The following is a 19330-nucleotide window of genomic DNA, read 5'->3' on the forward strand; positions in this document are numbered from 1 at the left end:
TTGCGCGGCGGTGCTTTAGCAACGCGCGCTGCTGTTGCGCAACACGCATTCATGGCGGCCAGGCGATGAACCCGGCCGCCACGGAAACCTGATCAGAACGGGCTGTCCGGGAAGTGGAACTGCTCGGCGTTCTCGGGCGTGATGAGTTGCGAACCGATGATGAAGCGCCCGGTCATCGGCGCGTTCGACACAAAGTTCAACGCCGTCATCTCGATGGCCGAGGAAATCAACGCCGGCGGATAGGTCACGTTCACCGGCAGCTGCGGATCGCCATCCATGATCCGCTTGACGATCTCCTTCATGCCGGCACCGCCGATCACCCACATCTCGTCCTCGCGTCCGGCTGCCGCGATGGCTTCAAGCACACCGATGGCCATATCGTCGTCGGCCGCCCATACCGCGTTGATTTCAGGGTATTTCGACAGGAAGTCCTGCATGACGGTAAAGGCATCGTCGCGGTTCCAGTTGCCATGCTCCATGTCGAGGATCTCGATGTCCGAGCCCTCCAAGGCGGCCTGGAACGCCTCGACCCGTTCATTGTCCAGCGTGGTCGGAATGCCGCGCAGCACCACAATCTTCGAGCCTGCTTCGAGGTTCTCGCTGAAATATTCACCCGCGACCCGGCCAAACGCGGCGTTGTCGCCCGCGACATAAAGGTCCTCGATCCCGTCCTGGCTCAGGCCGCGATCAACGACGGTCACGAATTTGCCCGCCTCTTTCACAGATGCGACCGGCCCGGTCAAAGGCTCTGATTCAAAAGGCAAAACCACCAGCCCATCGATATTGCGGGTGGCCATCATGTCCTCGATATCGCTGACCTGCTTGGCAGCATCCCCCGCCGTCGCCAGCACGAATTCAAGGTTGGGATAGGTTTCGCCCATCCGCTCGATGGTATCCTGCGCGTGCCAGTTCAGCCCGCCCATGAACCCATGCGTCGCGGACGGAATCGATACACCGATCACCTTCTTTTCGGCCTCGTCCTGCGCCAAAGCGACGCCAGCCGTCAGCCCCATCACCGCCGTCAATGCGGCGGCCTTCATCAGGCTTCTGCGTTTCATCAGTCTTCCTCCCGGTTGTTACCGCTCTTCGGCGGTGCGTTTCTCCCGCTGCAGAACCACAGCAAGAACGATGATGACCCCCTGTATCGCCCCGTTGAGATAGGGGCTGACCAGGTCGGCCAGGTTGAGAATATTGTCGATCAGCGACAGGATCAGCACACCGACGACCGTGCCCCAGACACGCCCCGTGCCGCCCTTGAGCGCCGTGCCGCCGATGATGACCGCCGCGATGGCCTCCAGCTCCCACAGCACACCCGTCGAGCCCGAGGCCGAGCCGAGGCGCGGCACGTAAAGCACCGTCGCCACGCCGACCAGCAGGCCCAGAAGCATATAGGTCATCAGCCGTATCCGGTTGACATCTATGGCCGAATAGCGCGCCACCCGATCATTCGAGCCGATGGCCTCGACATGGCGTCCAAAACGGCTGTGACGCATGACCCATTCGCCCGCAAAGGCGACCAGGGCGAAGGTGATGATCGGCCATGTGATCCAGCCGATACCACCGTAATAGACGGGCCTATACAGCGTGCGCAGCCCGTAATCGAGGCTGAGCGTGCCGCCATCCGCCAGCCATGTCACCAGCGACCGGAAGATGCCCATGGTGCCAAGCGTGACGATGAACGGCTCGATCCTTGCCTTGGTGATCAGCGCACCGTTCAGGTAACCGGCCAGGATACCGCCAAGCATGGCCACCCCCATGCCAACCAGGATCGTGCCCCAGTTCTCGCCCATTCCAGGTAGCGCGGCATTCATGCCGATAATGGCGATTCCGGCAAGGAACGCGGCCATCGAACCCACCGACAGGTCCAGCCCACCCGCCGTGATCACGAAGGTCATGCCGACCGCGATCATGCCGATAAAGGCCGAACGCGCCAGCACATTGGTGATATTGCCCGGTGCCAGGAAGGCAGGGTTCAATAGCGCCCCAAGCACGATCAATGCGACTAGGGCGACCAGCGGGCCGAGTGTATGCAGGTCGGGTTTGCTCATGCGGCCTCTCCGGAAACGCCCATGGCGAGGCGTACGATATTGTCTTCGGTCATTGCGTCCTCTTCGACCTGTCCCACAAGCCGCCCCTCGCGCATCACCAGCACGCGGTCGGAAAGACCGATCACCTCGGTCATTTCGCTGCTGATGACGATCACGCTGCGACCCTCTGCCGACAGGTTGCGGATGAAAGCGTAGATCTGACTCTTGGTGCCGACATCGATGCCGCGCGTCGGCTCGTCGATGATGATGATCTGTGGATCGGGCAGCATGGTCTTTGCCAGAAGCAGCTTTTGCTGGTTCCCACCCGACAGCTTGCCCGCCACCATGTCGCGGCTTGGGGCGCGGATGTCGAAATCCCCGGTGGCCTTGTCCATCGCGGCATCCTCGGCGGCGACATCCAGCCGGAACTTGCCAAAGCGTTCTAGCGTGGCCAGCGTCAGGTTCTCGCGCAGCCCCTTGTCCAACAGCAGTCCGGCTTCCTTGCGATCCTCGGTCAGATAGGCAAGCCCGGCGTCAAAGGCATCGCGCAGACGATTGATCGCAACACTCTGGCCATTCACCCGAATTTCGCCACTGGCCGCGCGCAATCCGACCAATCCTTCAGCGAGCTCGGTTCGTCCTGATCCGACCAGTCCGGAAATCCCCAGAACCTCGCCCTTGCGCAGCGTGAAGCTGACATCATGCACCTTTCCGGGAACGTTCAGGCTGCTGACTTCCAGCGCGGGTTCGTCGGATGGCTGGCCCTTCGGCGGATAGAAATCCTGCAACTCGCGACCGACCATCGCGGCGGCCATGCTGTCCTCGTCCAACTCGCCGCGCATGGCACGACGCACGACGCTGCCATCACGCAAAACGGTGATGCGGTCGGCCAGATGCGCAACTTCGTCCAGTCGATGCGAGCAATACAGGATCGCCACACCCTCGGCCCGCAACCGGTCAATCTGTTCGTAAAGCGTGCCGACCTCGCGATGGGTCAGCACGGCGCTTGGCTCGTCCATGATCAGAACGCGGGCATTGCGCGACAGGGCCTTGGCGATCTCGACCATCTGGCGGTCGGGAACCGACAGGTCGCGGATCAGGGTTTCGGGCGAGATGGGACTGTGCAGGCGTTCAAGCAGCGCCGAGGTCTGCTTGCGCATGGCGGCGTGATCCAGCCGCCAGCCTCCGATCTCGCGCCCCAGGAACACATTCGCGGCGACCGAGAGATCGGAAGCGAGATTGAATTCCTGATGGATGACGAGGATTCCCGCCGCCTCGGCCTCGGGGCCGCTGCTGAAGGTCACGGGCTGGCCATCCAGCATGACCTGCCCTTCGGTCGGGTCAAGGAACCCGCCGAGGATCTTCATGATCGTGGATTTGCCTGCCCCGTTCTCACCTATCAGCGCGTGAACCTCGCCCGGCTCGAGCGCTAGATCGACATTATGCAGGACCTCGATGGGGCCAAAGCTTTTCGAAACGTCCTGAAGTGCAAGAACTGTCATTCGCCCACCTCGACCCAGGCACCGTCCTGTGCCGATGAAGCCTTCGCTGCCGCGATGAAGGCCATACCCGACAGCCCATCCATCAGTCCCGGCACACGCTCCAGATCGGTGGTGTCACCCAGGATGATTGCTGCGATATCGCTGTAAAGATTGGCGAACCCTTCCAGGTAACCTTCGGGATGGCCCGGCGGAGTCCGATAGGATTCCGAGCGATCCTGCGCCCGCGTCAAGATCTGCGCCGGGCCGTCCTTGGGTGTCACGATCAGCTTTTCGCTGTCCTGCAAGCACCATTCCAGCGCCGCCTCGGTGCCGAATAGCCGCAGCGACAGCCCGTTTTCCTGCCCCACGGCGACTTGGCTGGCCCAAAGTCCGCCTTTCGCGCCAGAGGCATAGCGCAAGGACAGGCGGGCATCGTCGTCGATGACACGGCTTGGCACAATGCTCGAGACCTCTGCCGACAGATGAGTTGGCGTGTGGCCGGTGACGAATTGCGCCAATTGCCAAGCATGGGTGCCGATATCACCAAGCGCGCCTGCCCCGGCACGCGCCGGATCGGTGCGCCACTCGGCCTGTTTGTTCTCCACCTCGTCGGCAAGCCAACCCTGCAGATACTCGGCCTGCACCAGACGAATCTGGCCCAAGGCTCCCTCTGCCACGAGAGCGCGGGCCTCACGCACCAGAGGCAGGGCAGAATAATTATGTGTCAGAAAAAACCGCGCACGCGAGGCTCGCGCTGCCTCGGCCATGGCCTGCGCCTGCTCGGACGTCGCGGCCAGGGGCTTGTCGCAGATCACGTGAATGCCCGCATTCAGGAACGCGATCGCCGGAGCGGCATGCAGATGGTTGGGCGTCACGATGCTAACGGCTTCGATTCCGTCTTCGCGTGCGGCCTCGGCCCGCGCCATCTCGTTGAAATCGGCATAGCTGCGGTCAAGGCCCAGCTCTTGCGCACTCTCTGCCGCACGTTCGGCATCAGAGGACAGCGCGCCCGCAACGATCTGGTAATGCCCGTCCATCCGGGCCGCAATGCGATGGATTGCGCCGATGAAGGCTCCACTGCCCCCGCCAACCATGCCTAGACGTATCGGTTTCATGTCAGCCCCAATGCCTTGTCGATTGCCGCGCGGTCGATACCGGCTGCCGCGAAATCGTCGAATGCGTGCGGCGTCACCCGGATGATGTGATCTCGCACGAATTGCGCCCCTTCACGCGCGCCGTCCTCGGGATGTTTCAGCGCGCATTCCCATTCTACCACGGCCCATCCATCGAAACCGTATTGCGTCAGCTTGGAAAACACCCCGCCGAAATCCACCTGTCCGTCGCCGGGACTACGGAAACGCCCTGCCCGATCCGTCCAGCCCTGATAGCCGCCATAGACACCCTGCCGCCCGGTTGGACGGAACTCGGCATCCTTGACGTGGAACATGCGGATCCGGTCGTGATAGATGTCGATATTCTGCAGGTAATCCAACTGCTGCAGGATGTAATGCGATGGGTCGTACAGCATGTTCGCGCGTTCATGCCCGCCAACGCGTTCGAGGAACATCTCGAATGTCACGCCATCATGCAGATCCTCGCCCGGATGGATCTCGAAGCAGACATCGACGCCCTGCTCATCCGCCAAGCTCAGCAATGGGCGCCAGCGATCTGCCAGCGCATCGAAGGCCGCCTCGACCAGGCCGGGCGCACGTTGCGGCCACGGGTAGAGATAGGGCCAGGCCAGCGCGCCCGAGAACGTCGCCATCGCATCCAGGCCCAACAAACGACTGACACGGATCGCGCGAGCGACCTGATCGGTCGCCCATTCCTGCCTTGCCTTGGGATTACCGCGCAGCCGTGCGGGTGCGAAAGCGTCGAACCCGGCATCATAGGCGGGGTGCACGGCGACGAGCTGTCCCTGCAGATGGGCAGACAGCTCTGTCACCTCGACGCCGTTCTGTTGGGCGGTGCCCAGAAATTCGTCCCGGTAATCCGGTGATGTCTCGGCCCGCTCGAGATCGAGCATCCGGGGATCATGCGTGGGGACCTGCACACCGACATAGCCGCATTCGGCGGCCCATTTTGTTATTCCGTCCCAGCTGTCGAAAGGTGCATCATCACCGATGAACTGCGCCAGAAACAACGCCGGCCCCTTGATGGTCCGCATGAATCCCCCCCCATCTTTCGGTCAATCTGCACTGGCCTGCAATCGATTGCAAACATTTTCTGATCCATCTTGCGAGGAGCATCCCGGCGGCATAGGGTGTTGCAATGGACAAAGGTCTGATTTCATCTGGCCGAGCACGGCTTTCCGATGTGGCGAAACTGGCGGGAGTTTCGACCTCGACCGTCAGCCGGGTACTATCATGCCCCGATCTGGTGGCCGAAACGACCCGGCAAGCCGTGACCGAGGCGCTTGCAGCCACCGGCTATCGCATGAATCACGCGGCTCGAAACCTGCGAAAACAGCGCACCGGCAGCGTGGTCGCGCTCGTTCCGAATCTGGGCAATCCCTTCTTCGCCAAGATCCTCGACGGGATGGGCAAGGAATTGGCACAGGCGGGCTATGACCTGCTGGTGGCGGATACGCTGGACGACGCAGGCAGGCACACGACATTGCAGCGATTCATGGACGCTTCACGTGCCGACGGAATCATCTTGATGGATGGCATGGTTCCCGTGGATCATCTGCGCGATGCACATGAGCGAACCGACCTGCCTCCGCTGATCACGGCCTGTGAATGGGTCGAAGATTCCGATCTGCCGCGCGTCATGCTGGATAATCGCGAAGGGGCCCGCCTAGCCATCCAACATCTGCGCGAGCTGGGGCATCGCCATATCGGCGTGATCGGCGGACCTGATCGGAACGTCTTGCACAAATCCCGACTTGCAGGCGTACATGATGCCGCCGACGGAATGCGGCTGACGCTTTTTGAAGGTGACTTCACATTGCAGGCCGGCAAAAAAGCGGCGAAATGCTGGGAAGAGCTTTCGCCAGATCAACGACCGGGCGCAGTGTTCGCCTTCTCTGACGAGATGGCCTGCGCATTCATGGCAAGCCTTCAGCGCAACGGAATTATTGCACCGCGCGACATATCGATTGTCGGTTTCGACGATATCGAACTGGGCTCACATCTGGCGCCCGCCTTGACGACCATCAGGCAGCCCAAGCGAGAGCTTGGTCGTCAGGCCGCCCGTACGATCCTTCAGCGCATCACGGGGGCAGAGGTCGATCCCGTGACGCTTCTCGCGCCGCAATTGATGCTGCGCGAGACGACCGCGCCTTTCACGAATGTCCGGATCGCGGGCTGATATCGGCAAGCGGAGTCATCGGCCTGCCGCTGCACCCCCGGAACGTCAGCGCCAGCGAGACACGCAGGGGATCTTGGTCCGGTCGCAACGATCCGCATATTTCCGCGCAATCTCGCTCACCTCTTCCATGATCCCCGCCTGCAACCTGATCGGCTCCAACCCCATGCCAATGAAACGATCATTGATGACATACAGGTCGTTCTCGGAGGCCTCGTTGCGCGGATTGTCCAGATAGGCGACCTCGACCCCGGTCTGCTCATTGATCATCTGCGCAAGGTCACGCACCCGGTGTGTTTCGGTCATCTGGTTGAGGATGTTGACCCGATCACCCTTCTTGGGCGGATTCGTGAGTGCAAGCTCGATACAGCGACAGGTGTCCTGGATATGGATGAAGGCGCGGGTCTGTCCGCCGGTGCCGTGAACGGTCATCGGATAATCGACCGCCGCCTGCATGATGAAACGGTTCAGCACCGTGCCGTAATCGCCATCATAGTCAAAACGGTTGATAAGCCGTTCGTCCAGCTTGGTGTCCTCTGTCTGGGTTCCCCAGACAATACCCTGATGCAGGTCGGTGATCTTGACGCCGTCATTCTTGTTGTAAAAGCCGAAGAACAGCTGATCCTGACTTTTCGTCATGTGATAGATTGAGCCGGGATTGGTGGGATAAAGAATCTCCTGCTCGGCATCGCCGCTTGGTGTTTCCACCTTTACCTTCAGATAACCTTCGGGGATCTTCATGCCCGCGGTGCCGTATCCATAGACCCCCATCGTGCCCAGATGCACGAGATGGATATCCTGCTTCGATTCAACGATGGCGGCCAGCACATCATTGGTGGCGTTGAGGTTGTTGTTGACCGTGTAGCGCTTGTGATAGCTGGATTTCATCGAATAGGGCGCGGCGCGCTGCTCGGCGAAATGGATCACGGCATCCGGCTGCTCTTCCTTGAAGAGGGTCAGAAGCCGGTGATAATGCTCTCCAACCGTGAAATTGTAGAACCGGATCTCGTTGCCGGTCAGTTCCTTCCACACGCGCAACCTTTCGCCGATCGGCCGGATGGGGGTCAGGCTTTCAACCTCGAGTTCAAGATCGATGGCCCGGCGGCTGAGATTGTCGACAATGATGACCTCGTGGCCACGACGCGACAGATGGAGAGCAGTCGGCCAGCCACAGAAACCGTCGCCGCCAAGGATAACTATCTTCATGTCTTGGACTTCCCGCATTAGCCGTCCGATTTGCGGCAATATATGTCTCATTCTCCCCATGAGATAAAGCGGGAATGCCCGTCGATATCCGTCGCTTGCCCATCTGGATCGAGATGGCGGTACGAGTATTCCCATTCACACGGGCTGCTGGCCTTTTCCGTTTGCTCGCGTCACGATGATGCAAGAGGAAAACGGGACTTCGAATGGATCGCGGAGAGCAGCAACTGACCGGGCTTCTGGCACGCGCAAGCGTGCTGGTGGTCGATGACGAGCCGGGCATGCGGAATTTCCTGGTCAAGACGCTGACCCCGCATTGCCTGTCGGTCGCCGAGGCCGGAAACACGGTGGAGGCCGAGGCGGAGCTTGCCCGGCGGCATTTCGACGTCATGATCCTCGACAACATGATGCCGGGCCAGCGCGGCCTGGATTGGCTGGCCGAGCAGCGCGGCAAGGGCGGGTTCACAGATACGATCATGGTCACCGCCTATGCCGACCTGGAAACCGCGATCGAGGCGATGCGGGCGGGCGCCGCCGATTTCGTGCTGAAACCGTTCCGCTCGAACCAGTTGCTGAACGCCGTGGGCCGCTGCATCCAGATGGCGCAGCTGCGGCGCGAGAACATGCTGCTCCGGCGCGAATTGGACGGGCAGGATATCGGTCAGCAACGGCGCGAGCTGATCGGATCGTCGCCCGCCATCGCCGCCACGCGCGACATGCTGGCCCGTATCCGCGACGTGACCACGCCGGTGCTGATCACGGGTGCGTCGGGAACCGGCAAGGAGGTCGCGGCACGGCATATGCACGTGACGTCGCATCGCTCTGCGGCGCCATTTGTGCCGATCAACTGCTCTGCCATACCCGCCGAGATGATCGAAAGCGAGTTGTTCGGCCATGTGGCGGGGGCATTTCCCGGCGCGGGGGCGGCACGAGAGGGCTTGCTGCCGTCGGCACAGGGGGGAACGGTCTTTCTCGACGATGTCGCCGGCCTCAGCCCTTCTGCGCAATCGGCGTTGCGGCGGGTGCTGGAGGACGGGACGGTCAGGCCGGTCGGCGCGGAGCGGGAAACGCGGCTTGACCTGCGTTTCGTCCTGGCCACCAGCAGGGCATTGGACCGGGAAGTCGCCGAAGGCCGCTTCCGCGAGGACCTGTTCTTTCGCATCAATGTCATCGAGCTGCGAATGCCGGCACTGGCGGAGCGCGAAGGGGACATCATAGAACTGGCAGCCCTGTTCCTGCGGGAAATTGCCTCCCGTCTCGATCTTCCCCGGTTGGAGATCGACAGCACCACCCGTGCCGCCTTGCTGCGCCACAACTGGCCGGGCAATATTCGCGAATTGCGGAACTTCATCGAAAGATCGCTGATTTTCGGGCGATTTCCGCTCGAAACCCTGGCACCGCCATCGGAACAGGGCCCTATCGAGCCCTTGATGCAGGTCGAGAGACGGGAAATCCTGCGCGCCCTCGATGCGACCGGCGGCAACCGTTCGGAAGCGGCAAGGCGGCTCGGCGTCTCGCGCAAGACCATCGACCGCAAATGCGCGGCGTGGGGATTGTGAGGAATGTCGGGTCCGGGACGTCTCCTGCGCTCGGTTCGCGTGCGCCTGCTGGTGATCGCCTTGCTGCCGATGCTGGTGCTGTTCCCGGTCATGCTGGGCGGCGCGATGCTGCGTTGGTCGAACAAGATGGACAACCTGCTGATCGTCAAGGTCAACAGCGACCTGACCATCGCCGATCAATATTTGCAGCACCTGCTGGAAAATTCTGTCGAACGGCTTGACGCGCTGGCCGGTTCGGTCGCCTTCGAAGAGGCGCTGCAAAGGGACGGGGCCAAGGCCTATATCGCGGCACGCAAGGAGGAGCTCGGGCTGGATTTCCTCTACCTGTCGGATGGAAGCCCGTTACCCCGGGGGTTTGTCCCGAGGGATTGGCCCGTCATCGAGGACGCGTTGGCCGGAGCGCCCCGCAGCGCCATCGATATCCTGAGCGCTGGCCAACTTGACGCGCTGTCGCCCGGCCTGCCGGAACGCGCCGCGATCCGGCTTGTGCCGACTCGCGCCGCCCGGCCAACCGACCGCTTGACGGAAGATCGCGGCATGATCATCCACTCCGCCGCGCCAGTGACCATGCCCGATGGCACGCGCCGGGCATTGGTCGGCGGGGTGCTTCTGAACCGCAATCTCGATTTCATCGATACGATCAATGCGCTTGTCTATCGCGAACGCTCCCTGCCCGAAGGCAGTCAGGGCACAGCGACGCTGTTCCTGGACGATGTGCGCATCTCGACCAATGTCCGGCTGTTCGAGAATGTCCGCGCCCTTGGCACCCGTGTCTCCGCCGAGGTGCGTCAGCGGGTGCTTGACGATGGAGCGACATGGCTGGATCGCGCCTTCGTGGTCAATGACTGGTATATCTCTGCCTATCAGCCGATCACCGACAGCAAGGGCGAGAATGTCGGCATGCTCTATGTCGGCTTTCTCGAAGCCCCGTTTCAGCGCCAGAAAATCAACACGATCGTGGCGCTGTCGCTGATCTTTGTCTTCGTTGCCGCGATCTCGGTCCCGATTTTCCTGCGGTGGGCAGGGCGGATTTTTCGGCCGCTGGAGCGAATGACCCAGACCATCGCCGAGGTCGAAGCCGGAAATCTGGACGCGCGGAACGGTCCTCATGAGGAAAGCGGTGAGATCGCGCAGGTCGCACAGCATCTGGACGGGTTGCTGAACGCCGTGCAAGAGCGTGATCGGCAGCTGCGCGATTGGGGCGAAAGCCTGGAGCAGAAGGTCGAGGAGCGAACCCGTGACCTGCAAGAGGCCAACAGCAAGCTGGAACGCGCGACCGAACGCCTGATCATGTCCGAGAAACTGGCGGCAGTGGGAGAAATCACCGCCGGTGTCGCGCATGAGATCAACAATCCCATCGCGGTAATCCAGGGCAACCTGGACGTGGCGCGCGACCTGCTTGGAGAGGATGCGAAGAAGGTGGAAACGGAGTTCCGGCTGATCGACGACCAGGTCTATCGTGTCGGTGTGATCGTCTCGAAGCTGCTGCAATTCGCGCGCCCGGCCGAATATTCCGGCGCCGCCAACCTGATCGTTCCGGCAGAGGTCGCGCGCGACTGCCTGGTTCTGACCCGTCAACAGATCGAGAAGGCCCGGATCGAGAGCCGCACGAATTTCGCCACGACGCGCGCGGTGCTGATGGAACGGACCGAACTTCAGCAGGTGGTTGTCAACCTGATCCTCAACGCCGTTCACGCCATGCCGGGTGGCGGCATCCTGACAATGAGCGTCCTGGACGAGGACGACCATGTCGTCATCCGGATCGAGGACACGGGATCAGGCATCCCGTCCGAGACGCTGAAACGCATCTTCGATCCGTTCTTCACCACCAAGCAGGCGCAGGGTACCGGGCTTGGCCTGTCGATCAGCCAGCAGCTGGTCGGCCGAATCGGCGGGCGCATCGTGGCGGCGTCCGAGCCCGGTCAGGGCAGCCGTTTCGACATCATTCTGCCAGCCGCCGAAAATTCCTGAGAAGGACAGAATGTCCCAATTCCGGCCGCCTTTCGACCAAGGCGGCGGACAGATTGTCGCGATTATCGGCGCCATTGCCGTTTCCGTCGGTCAGAATGTCTATTAACTAATTGATATTGCTATAAAAATAAATTGACGCGCGACATCGGCATGACCACAATCCCTTGGCATGAACAGTGGGGGACGTCGAGTGAAACCGGCGCGAACCACGACCTTGGGAGGAGGATTCATGGAAAACGCCAAGCCCGGCGGCGCGCTCGCATTCCTGCGCAAAGAGAACATCGTCGCCAAGCCCGGTTTCAACCGCTGGCTCGTACCCCCCGCATCCATTGCCATTCATCTCTGCATCGGCTCGGTCTATGCGTGGTCGGTGTTCAACCCGCCGCTGACCCGCGAACTCGGTGTCGTCGCATCAAGTGCCGAGGACTGGAGCCTCGGCTCGGTCGTCTGGATTTTCTCGGTGGCGATCGTGTTTCTCGGCCTTGCCGCGGCCTTTGCCGGCAAATGGCTGGAAGAGGTCGGCCCGCGCATGGTCGGGGTGCTGGCGGCCTTCCTGTGGGGCGGCGGCTTCCTCATCGGCTCTCTCGGCATCTCGCTGCATCAGCTCTGGCTGATCTACCTGGGTTACGGTGTGCTGGGCGGCTGCGGGTTGGGACTGGGCTACGTCTCTCCGGTCTCGACCCTGCTGCGCTGGTTCCCCGACCGCCGCGGCATGGCGACCGGCATGGCCATCATGGGTTTTGGCGGCGGCGCGATGATCGGCGCGCCCGTCAATGGCTGGCTGCTGAACCTGTACGAGAAGGCGCCGGATTACCTGGGCGCGCAGGGCACGGTGGAGACCATGGTCGAGAACGGCCGGGTGTTCGCCGAGACCGCTGCCGGCAAGGTGGAGGTGGTGATCGCCAATGCCGCCCAGGCCGCCGAGATCGGGGGAGAGGCCGGCCTGTATGCCATCGGCACCGGCAACACGGGGGCCGCGCAAACCTTCATGACACTGGGGATCGTCTATTTCTGCGTGATGATCCTGGCCTCCTTCATGTATCGCGTGCCTGCCAAGGACTGGAAGCCCGAGGGCTGGGTGCCCAAACCCGCCAAATCCGGGCTGGTCACGCAGAACAACGTGCATATCGACCAGGCGCTGAAGACGCCGCAATTCTGGCAGATGTGGCTGATGCTGTGCTTCAACGTCACCGCCGGGATCGGGGTGATCGGTGTCGCCAAGACGATGATGTCCGAGATCTATGGCACCACCATGCCCGGCATCGTCACCGCGGCTTTCGCCTCGACCTATGTGCTGATGATCTCGGTGTTCAACATGTGCGGGCGGTTCTTCTGGGCCTCGACCTCGGATTACATCGGCCGCAAGATGACCTATCACTGCTTCTTCGTGCTGGGCACGCTGCTGTATCTGTCGATCCCGTTCTTCGCCTCGGCAGGGGCCGAGAGCCCGAACGTGATCTACCTGGTCGGCTTCTATGTCGCCACGATGATCATCTTCTCGATGTATGGCGGCGGGTTCGCGACCATCCCGGCCTATCTGGCCGACATGTTCGGCACCATGCATGTGGGCGGCATTCACGGCAGGCTCCTGACCGCATGGTCGGCGGCCGGGGTGCTCGGGCCGTTGGCGATCACCTCGCTGCGGGATTTATCGGTGGGCAAGGCGGTCACCGACCTGACCAGCAGGATCGATCCGGCGGCATTCGCCGAGAAATTCGGTGCGCCCATCGAGCAGCTCGACCAGCTTGTCGCCGCCAAGACCGTGACCATCGCCAAGCTGATGGAGATCGCTCCAGAAGGCACCATCGATCCGACCTCAAGCCTCTACAACACAACCATGTACGCCATGGCCGGACTGCTCGTCATCGCATTCTTCGCCAATCTGCTGATGCGTCCCGTTAAGGAACACCATCATCACGACGAGCCGGAATTGCAGGCCATACCGGCTGAATAAGGGGCGCGCTCGGTTATCCGGAGGTTGGCTGATTCTTCCCTTTCGCAGGCCATTGGGGGCCATGCGCTCCCCACCTCCTTTCCGGACAGGGCCCAGTACGGATATCGCATGAGATAGCCGATGCGTGCCGAAACCATCCGCAAGGAACTTGTCCTTGGTGGCAAGGCGTGCGCGTCACTCTACGATATCGCCCTTAAGGAATGCCCGCGCCTGAGAGGTAGAGGGCCCGTCGAAAAATTCCGGGGCGTCGCCCTGATCGTGAACCTTGCCACGTAAGAGGAATACGACCTGATCGGCCAGACGCCGCGCCTGTCCCATATCGTGGGTCGACATGATCAAACGGGTTCCCCGCGCCTTGGCCGATTGCAAAATATCCTCGATTTCCCGTGTCGCCCGCCCATCCAGAGACGAACAGGGCTCATCGAGGAACACAAGCCTTGGATCGGAGATCAGCGCCCGGGCCAGGGCCAGTTTCTGCTGTTCTCCACCCGACAGAATTGAGGCCTGTCGATCAAGCATCCTGTCCAGAGCGACCTTTTCGGCCCATTCCCGCGCCCGTGCCCTTGCGTCAAGACGAGATGTACCGTGAATCACAAGCGGATAGATCAGGTTCTGCTCAACCGTTCGACGTAGCATGACCGGGCGCTGAAAGACGAAAGCCTGCTGTCGGCGCGCCTCCTGCATCGGGCAGGCCCAAGTGATCGACCCTCCCGTCAGCCGGGCCGCGCCATGCAGCAGGCGCAGGAACGAGGTCTTGCCCGAGCCGTTTGGTCCGATAACGACGCAGGTTCCCCGCCCCTCCAGCGTCAGGTCGATCGGACCGACAAGCACGGTGCCGCGTCGCGATGTCCGGGCACCGGCCATCGTTACCGGGAAAAGCTCGCTTACCATCCCGCCTCCCGCTCGGTTCCGCTCACCCAATGGATCGCGATATTGACAGAGATAGCCAATGCGATCAGGACAAAGCCAAGCGCCAACGCCAGGGCGAATTCGCCTTTGCCGGTTTCCAGCGCGATGGCAGTGGTCAGGACTCGTGTAACGTTGTCGATATTGCCACCGACAATCATGATGGCACCCACCTCACCGATCGCACGACCGAAACCGGCAAGAGCGGCAGTCAGAAGGCCCCTGCGCGAATCCCATAGTAAGGTCCGGATCTTCTGCACCTGCGTCACATTCATCGAGATCAGCAGGTCATGGTAGTCCTGCCAGAGTTCGCGAATGGATTGATGAGCGATGCTGGCAATCAGGGGCACGACAATAACGACTTGCGCGATGATCATCGCCGTCGGCGTGAACAGGAGGCCAAACACTCCCAAAGGCCCGGAGCGTGACAGGAGCACATAGACGATCAGCCCCACCACGACCGGGGGCAGGCCCATCAACGCATTCAGAAGAGCCACGACATTGCGTCGCCACCGAAAACGGTAAACGGCAAGATAGGCCGCCAACGGCATGGCCACGAGCGCGGCAATGACCACCGCGCTGATCGTCACCTGCAAAGATCGCAACGAAATCTCGATCAACTCCGCATCTAGCGTCACCACCAGCCAGAATGCCTGCGCGAGACCGTCCCAAAGATCGACCATGCGCCGACCACCTCCCGAATTTGCGCACAAGCTGCAGGATCGCAACGCGATTTCCAACCCCATTGCGACTGATCGCGCTTTGTTTTTCGTTGGTTAGTCCAGATTTCTGGCAGTTTCGGCAGCCGTGGTGAAGTTCCGCATCACCATTCGGGCAAGATCATCCCCGATTCCCATCTTCTCGATGGCCTTTGCCATGCATCTCAACCAGAGATCGCGCATTTCCGGGCCGATAGGCACATGCTCGTGGATCTGTTTGAGCCGCGAATGCCTATGCTTCATCACATAGTATTGGGGGCCTCCAAAGAAGCCGCAAAGATAGTTGAACTGCTCCTCCCTGGACTGGGCTATTCCGGCCCCCTGAAGATGGAGCAGATGCAATTCCCCGGCCTCCTCGTCCCGCTCGACGATATCGTAGAATTCTTTGACCAGAGCGCGAATCCCGTCATCTCCTCCCAACTTCTGGTAAAGCGATTGCTTCTCCTGTGCGGCAAAATACAAGATATCCTCCCTGGAAATTTCATCCCGAAGGTATCACCGGGAAGGATATTCCCTCAAGGATACTGTCATTCTTTTTAAGAAACTTCTTTCGGCAAAATCCATCTTCCGAAACATCGCCAGACACCTCAATATCATTATAATTCAATACACTGAATACCAACACGCTCCATTCCGTCAGCAGGATAAGGATACGCTTCCTCCAATCCTCTACTTACCGTCCCAATTTCCATAAAATTGATGCGTAGGAAGTAATTTTTCTCCCTTGTAAATTTTTTCTTGCCCCCCAAGGCATCGATGGTGTTTCATGACCACTACAGATTCCCTGCGCCGGGACAAAAATTCCGCGGAACGACAGGGGTCGCCTTTCTGGCGGTCTTCCGTGGAGCATCAACATAGGGAGGAGCGCTATGTCTGATCTCACCCGACGGATCATGGCCATGCATCGACTCGACGTCATCGTGGCATGGGCCTTCGTCGCCGGACTATGGTTCGCCATTATCTTCGTCGCCATCGCAACCTGGTCACTCGCCCCAAGCAGCGCCGCACGTATTGTCCTGCTGATCGGAGGCGCTGTTGTATTGCTGTTCAACACAGCCGCGATCGTGGCAATGCTGCGCCATTACCGCGAGGATCGCGATTTCATGTATGGGCTGGATATCAAGTTTCTCGACGCCGCCCGCGCCAAGCGGAAGGGGATGTGAGATGGCCCGATACACCCCTCCACCGCAAAGCAAGCTGGCACAAGTCTTTGACGTGCTCGTGCTGCTGATCCTGACCATCGGCGCGCTTTACATCCCGCTCTGGCTGGGACTGGCTGGCAGCGATCAGGTGATCCAGGCGGTTGACAACCCCACATGGGAGAAGCTCGGGCAGAACGCCGCGATGGTCGAGCAATGGGGCAAGCTGGGCTTCGCTGATGCCGAAGCGGCCGCGCCACTGATCACCGCCAGATTCGACTATTCCTTCAATATCTTGGCTCTGATTGTCGTGATCATTGCCGTGCTTGGCTATTACACAATCATGCTGAGATTGTCGGAGAAGGAATATCGCGAAGTCATCGCCGAAAAATTCGGAGAGGAATAGGGGACAGACATGCTTATCTGGAATCTCGCAGAATATGTCGCATGGGCACTCTCTGCCGTGCTCGGCGCCTATATCGTTATCGACTGGTTTCGGACCGACAGCCGCTACAGTGAGGAACAGCTGACCTCCTCACATGAAGGGCAGATCGAAGCGATGACCGAACAGCACGAGCTTTAAGGAATACGCATATGTCGGATACAGCCAGCAATACTCCCGGCATCGCCGGCGAGGCCGAAAGCGCAGCCGTGCAGAACGGGGGCCTTCTCAGGGTCCTGGGGCCGGCACATATCTGGGCGCTTGGCGTCGGGATCGTGCTTGTCGGCGAATATATGGGATGGAACTTTGCGGTCGGCAAAGGCGGGGCTTATGCGGCCTTGATCGCCTGCTGGTTCGCAGGCATCCTTTACAGTTGCGTCGCCATGCTCGACAGCGAGGTCACCTCGACCGTTGCCGCCGCAGGTGGGCAATATACGCAAGCCAAGCATATCATCGGGCCACTGATGGCCTTCAATGTCGGACTTTATCTCGTTTTCGCCTATACGATGCTGGAAGCCGCCAATGCGATCACCGTGGGCTTCCTGTTCGAAACCGTCGCGGGAATGAGCGGTCACGAGGGGCTTAATCCGCAACCCTTCATCGTTCTGGCCATCATGTTCCTGGCATGGCTCAATTATCGCGGTGTGCTTGCAACGCTGACATTCAACCTGGTGATCACCGCCATTGCCTTCACAGCAATCCTGATCCTGTTCCTGGCCACCTCGCCGGTCTTTGGCGAGAGCCCGCTGAAACATGCCGAGCTGATGACCGATCTTCCCTATGGCTGGCTCGGGGTTCTGGCAGCGATGCATTTCGGGCTGTGGTATTACCTTGGCATCGAAGGCACCTGTCAGGCCGCAGAAGAGGTTCGCTCTCCGGCCCGGTCTCTGCCGTTCGGGACCTTGGCAGGCGTGATGACGCTGGCCATCGCAGCGACCCTGACATGGTATGTCTGTGTCGGATTGATGCCCTGGGAATATCTCGGTCAGTCGGGCGTGCCGTTGTTCGACGCAGCACGACTGTCGGGCTCGACCGCATTGGCGGTGCTCCTGGGCGTTGGGACGTTGTTCGCCACGCTGGCCTCGGCCAATGGCTGCATCAACGACGCCTCCCGCGCATGGTTCGCGATGGGCCGCGACCACTATCTGCCCTCGTGGTTCGGCGCGGTGCATCCGGTTTACCGGACGCCCTACCGTTCGATCATCTTCCTCGTGCCCATCGCGCTGATCTTTGCGCTTGGCGCACCGCTGGATCAGGTGATCACCTTCTCGATCCTGTCAGGGCTGTTGGGATATACCTTCATGCCGTTGAACATGATGCTGTTCCGTCGCAAATGGCCGTTGGACTCGATCAAGCGCGGCTACGAACATCCGTTCCACCCGATTCCGGCCATCACGCTTTTGTGCCTGTGCGGGATTACCTTCTTCGCGGTCTTCCTGGGTTACGGGACACAGTTGGTGGCGATGATTGCCTTCTATATCATCGTCTCGCTGTGGTTCCATTTCTGGCGTTACCGTTTCGTATACCGGGCGGCCCAGTTCACCATGCCTTGGCCGAAGCCTAAAGGCTACTGAAACCCCATTAGTCGCTTGCCGCAAGGCAGGCGGCCAACTCATTCCAGAGGTTGCAACATGCCGGAAATCGGGTTGACTATATTGCTGGCTCTGGCCGGCGCGGGCCTTGCTTTGCTCGTTCATCGCACCTTCCGTGCGGCAAATGCGCGACGCCTGTCGCGCCTCGCTTATTTCAACCGCTGCAAATCATTACTGACCACGCCCCGGCTGGGCCAGAGCGTAACCGGCTTTCCGCGCCTGTCCGGTATCTACAAGGGCAGCGAATGCGATCTGCAAGTCGTTCCCGACACGCTGACCTTTCGCAAGCTGCCCGCCTTGTGGTTCCTGATATCCCTGCCTTGTCCCCTGCCGATCCGGGCAAGCCTTGACCTGATGATACGGCCGACCGGCGTCGAGTCTTTCTCGGGTTTTCACCGCCTGCCCGAACAGATCGCCATTCCCGACAACTATCCCGAGGATTGCGCAATCCGGACGGATCAGCCTCGGCATCTGCTGCCAGAGCATATCCTTCGCCCGCATCTTCCGCTATTCGACGACCCCCTGATCAAGGAGCTGGTGATCTCTCCCCAGGGTTTGCGGATCGTGTTCCTGGCCGAAGAGGCGAACCGCTCACGCTATCTGATATTCCGCGACGCCGAGATGGGCCGGACACCGATATCTCCGCACCGGATCGCGCCATTGCTGGACCGGTTGCTGGCGATCAAGGCCGATATAGAGCGCCACAGCCGCCACGCCACGCGAGATGCCGCATGAAATTCGTTCCCGATCGCCCCCCGAACCCCTATCTCGTTCTCGCCTCCGCGATTATCCTGCCCGGAACCGGACAGGTCCTGAACAGGCAGCCTTATCGCGGATTGCTGTTTCTTTTCTTCATGTTCCTGCTTGGGGGCTATACGCTCAAGACCGCCGCGCCGGATGTTTCGCTTCTGGGCAAATTCGCCGGGGGCGTCTTTGTCTACGCGATGGCGATATTCGACGCCTATCGCCATGCTCGCATCAGATACGCGGTCTGGCAGCACAGGAATGGCTAAGCCAGAGGGTCAGGT

19 protein-coding genes are annotated in these 19330 nt (G+C 60.7%); 10 read left to right on the forward strand and 9 right to left on the reverse strand.

The annotated features are described in order from the left end of the window. Positions 1-92 precede the first annotated feature (92 nt). The 5 genes from JHX88_RS20225 to JHX88_RS20245 are packed head-to-tail and all read right to left on the reverse strand — an operon-like array spanning position 93 to position 5675. On the reverse strand, positions 93-1058 hold the full coding sequence (locus JHX88_RS20225) for an ABC transporter substrate-binding protein (RefSeq protein WP_076528043.1): 966 nt from the start codon (positions 1056-1058) through the stop codon (positions 93-95). An 18-nt stretch (positions 1059-1076) separates the two neighbouring features. Then, entirely contained in the window at positions 1077-2048 is a 972-nt protein-coding gene (locus JHX88_RS20230; RefSeq protein ID WP_076528045.1) for an ABC transporter permease, read from the reverse strand. Beyond that, entirely contained in the window at positions 2045-3529 is a 1485-nt protein-coding gene (locus JHX88_RS20235; protein WP_076528047.1) for a sugar ABC transporter ATP-binding protein, read from the reverse strand. The genes JHX88_RS20230 and JHX88_RS20235 overlap by 4 nt, the downstream gene beginning before the upstream one ends. Beyond that, complete coding sequence (locus JHX88_RS20240; protein ID WP_076528049.1) at positions 3526-4623, reverse strand: Gfo/Idh/MocA family protein; 1098 nt, start codon at positions 4621-4623, stop codon at positions 3526-3528. Before JHX88_RS20240 ends, JHX88_RS20235 begins: the two co-directional genes overlap by 4 nt. Further along, the gene (locus JHX88_RS20245) at positions 4620-5675 is read right to left on the reverse strand and encodes a sugar phosphate isomerase/epimerase family protein (RefSeq protein WP_076528051.1); all 1056 of its coding nucleotides are present in this window, start codon (positions 5673-5675) and stop codon (positions 4620-4622) included. The genes JHX88_RS20240 and JHX88_RS20245 overlap by 4 nt, the downstream gene beginning before the upstream one ends. A 104-nt stretch (positions 5676-5779) precedes the next feature. Between JHX88_RS20245 and JHX88_RS20250 the strand changes: the two genes are divergently transcribed. Continuing rightward, the gene (locus tag JHX88_RS20250; RefSeq protein WP_076528053.1) at positions 5780-6820 is read left to right on the forward strand and encodes a LacI family DNA-binding transcriptional regulator; all 1041 of its coding nucleotides are present in this window, start codon (positions 5780-5782) and stop codon (positions 6818-6820) included. A 45-nt stretch (positions 6821-6865) separates the two neighbouring features. Here JHX88_RS20250 and JHX88_RS20255 read toward each other — a convergent pair whose 3' ends face one another. Further along, positions 6866-8023: an NAD-dependent epimerase/dehydratase family protein gene (locus JHX88_RS20255; RefSeq protein WP_076528055.1), complete on the reverse strand. Its 1158-nt coding sequence runs from the start codon at positions 8021-8023 to the stop codon at positions 6866-6868. 203 nt (positions 8024-8226) lie between these two features. Between JHX88_RS20255 and JHX88_RS20260 the strand changes: the two genes are divergently transcribed. The 3 genes from JHX88_RS20260 to JHX88_RS20270 all read left to right on the forward strand — a co-directional run bounded on the left by JHX88_RS20260 (position 8227) and on the right by JHX88_RS20270 (position 13504). Beyond that, positions 8227-9579 carry a sigma-54-dependent transcriptional regulator gene (locus JHX88_RS20260; protein WP_076529184.1) on the forward strand — a complete coding sequence of 451 codons (1353 nt, stop codon included), beginning with the start codon at positions 8227-8229 and terminating at the stop codon, positions 9577-9579. Between the two features lie 3 nt (positions 9580-9582). Beyond that, the gene (locus tag JHX88_RS20265; RefSeq protein WP_076529182.1) at positions 9583-11550 is read left to right on the forward strand and encodes a sensor histidine kinase; all 1968 of its coding nucleotides are present in this window, start codon (positions 9583-9585) and stop codon (positions 11548-11550) included. A 229-nt stretch (positions 11551-11779) separates the two neighbouring features. Next, positions 11780-13504 (forward strand): OFA family MFS transporter, encoded by a 1725-nt coding sequence (locus JHX88_RS20270; RefSeq protein WP_272848126.1) that lies wholly within the window; start codon positions 11780-11782, stop codon positions 13502-13504. Between the two features lie 174 nt (positions 13505-13678). On the opposite strand, the gene JHX88_RS20275 is transcribed toward JHX88_RS20270, so the two are convergent. From JHX88_RS20275 to JHX88_RS20285, 3 genes are all read right to left on the reverse strand, one after another. After that, positions 13679-14395 carry an ATP-binding cassette domain-containing protein gene (locus tag JHX88_RS20275; RefSeq protein WP_076527672.1) on the reverse strand — a complete coding sequence of 239 codons (717 nt, stop codon included), beginning with the start codon at positions 14393-14395 and terminating at the stop codon, positions 13679-13681. Beyond that, a complete protein-coding gene (locus tag JHX88_RS20280; RefSeq protein ID WP_076527674.1) occupies positions 14389-15093 on the reverse strand; it encodes an ABC transporter permease in 705 nt (234 codons plus the stop codon). The genes JHX88_RS20275 and JHX88_RS20280 overlap by 7 nt, the downstream gene beginning before the upstream one ends. A gap of 93 nt (positions 15094-15186) precedes the next feature. Further along, the gene (locus JHX88_RS20285) at positions 15187-15591 is read right to left on the reverse strand and encodes a group II truncated hemoglobin (RefSeq protein ID WP_076527676.1); all 405 of its coding nucleotides are present in this window, start codon (positions 15589-15591) and stop codon (positions 15187-15189) included. Positions 15592-15998: 407 nt separating this feature from the next. Between JHX88_RS20285 and JHX88_RS20290 the strand changes: the two genes are divergently transcribed. Genes JHX88_RS20290 through JHX88_RS20315 form a run of 6 tightly spaced genes read left to right on the forward strand, consistent with a single transcriptional unit; the run spans position 15999 to position 19315 of the window. Beyond that, on the forward strand, positions 15999-16292 hold the full coding sequence (locus JHX88_RS20290) for a hypothetical protein (protein ID WP_076527678.1): 294 nt from the start codon (positions 15999-16001) through the stop codon (positions 16290-16292). Between the two features lies 1 nt (position 16293). Continuing rightward, a complete protein-coding gene (locus JHX88_RS20295; protein WP_076527681.1) occupies positions 16294-16674 on the forward strand; it encodes a hypothetical protein in 381 nt (126 codons plus the stop codon). A 9-nt stretch (positions 16675-16683) separates the two neighbouring features. After that, on the forward strand, positions 16684-16851 hold the full coding sequence (locus tag JHX88_RS20300) for a hypothetical protein (RefSeq protein WP_176011483.1): 168 nt from the start codon (positions 16684-16686) through the stop codon (positions 16849-16851). Between the two features lie 11 nt (positions 16852-16862). Then, positions 16863-18284 (forward strand): APC family permease, encoded by a 1422-nt coding sequence (locus JHX88_RS20305; protein WP_076527683.1) that lies wholly within the window; start codon positions 16863-16865, stop codon positions 18282-18284. A gap of 57 nt (positions 18285-18341) precedes the next feature. Then, positions 18342-19037, forward strand: coding sequence for a hypothetical protein (locus JHX88_RS20310; protein ID WP_076527685.1), 696 nt, complete (start codon positions 18342-18344; stop codon positions 19035-19037). Continuing rightward, a complete protein-coding gene (locus JHX88_RS20315; RefSeq protein WP_076527687.1) occupies positions 19034-19315 on the forward strand; it encodes a hypothetical protein in 282 nt (93 codons plus the stop codon). The genes JHX88_RS20310 and JHX88_RS20315 overlap by 4 nt, the downstream gene beginning before the upstream one ends. The last annotated feature ends 15 nt before the right edge of the window (positions 19316-19330 follow it).

The sequence above is a fragment of the Paracoccus saliphilus genome (assembly GCF_028553805.1).
Taxonomy (GTDB): domain Bacteria; phylum Pseudomonadota; class Alphaproteobacteria; order Rhodobacterales; family Rhodobacteraceae; genus Paracoccus; species Paracoccus saliphilus.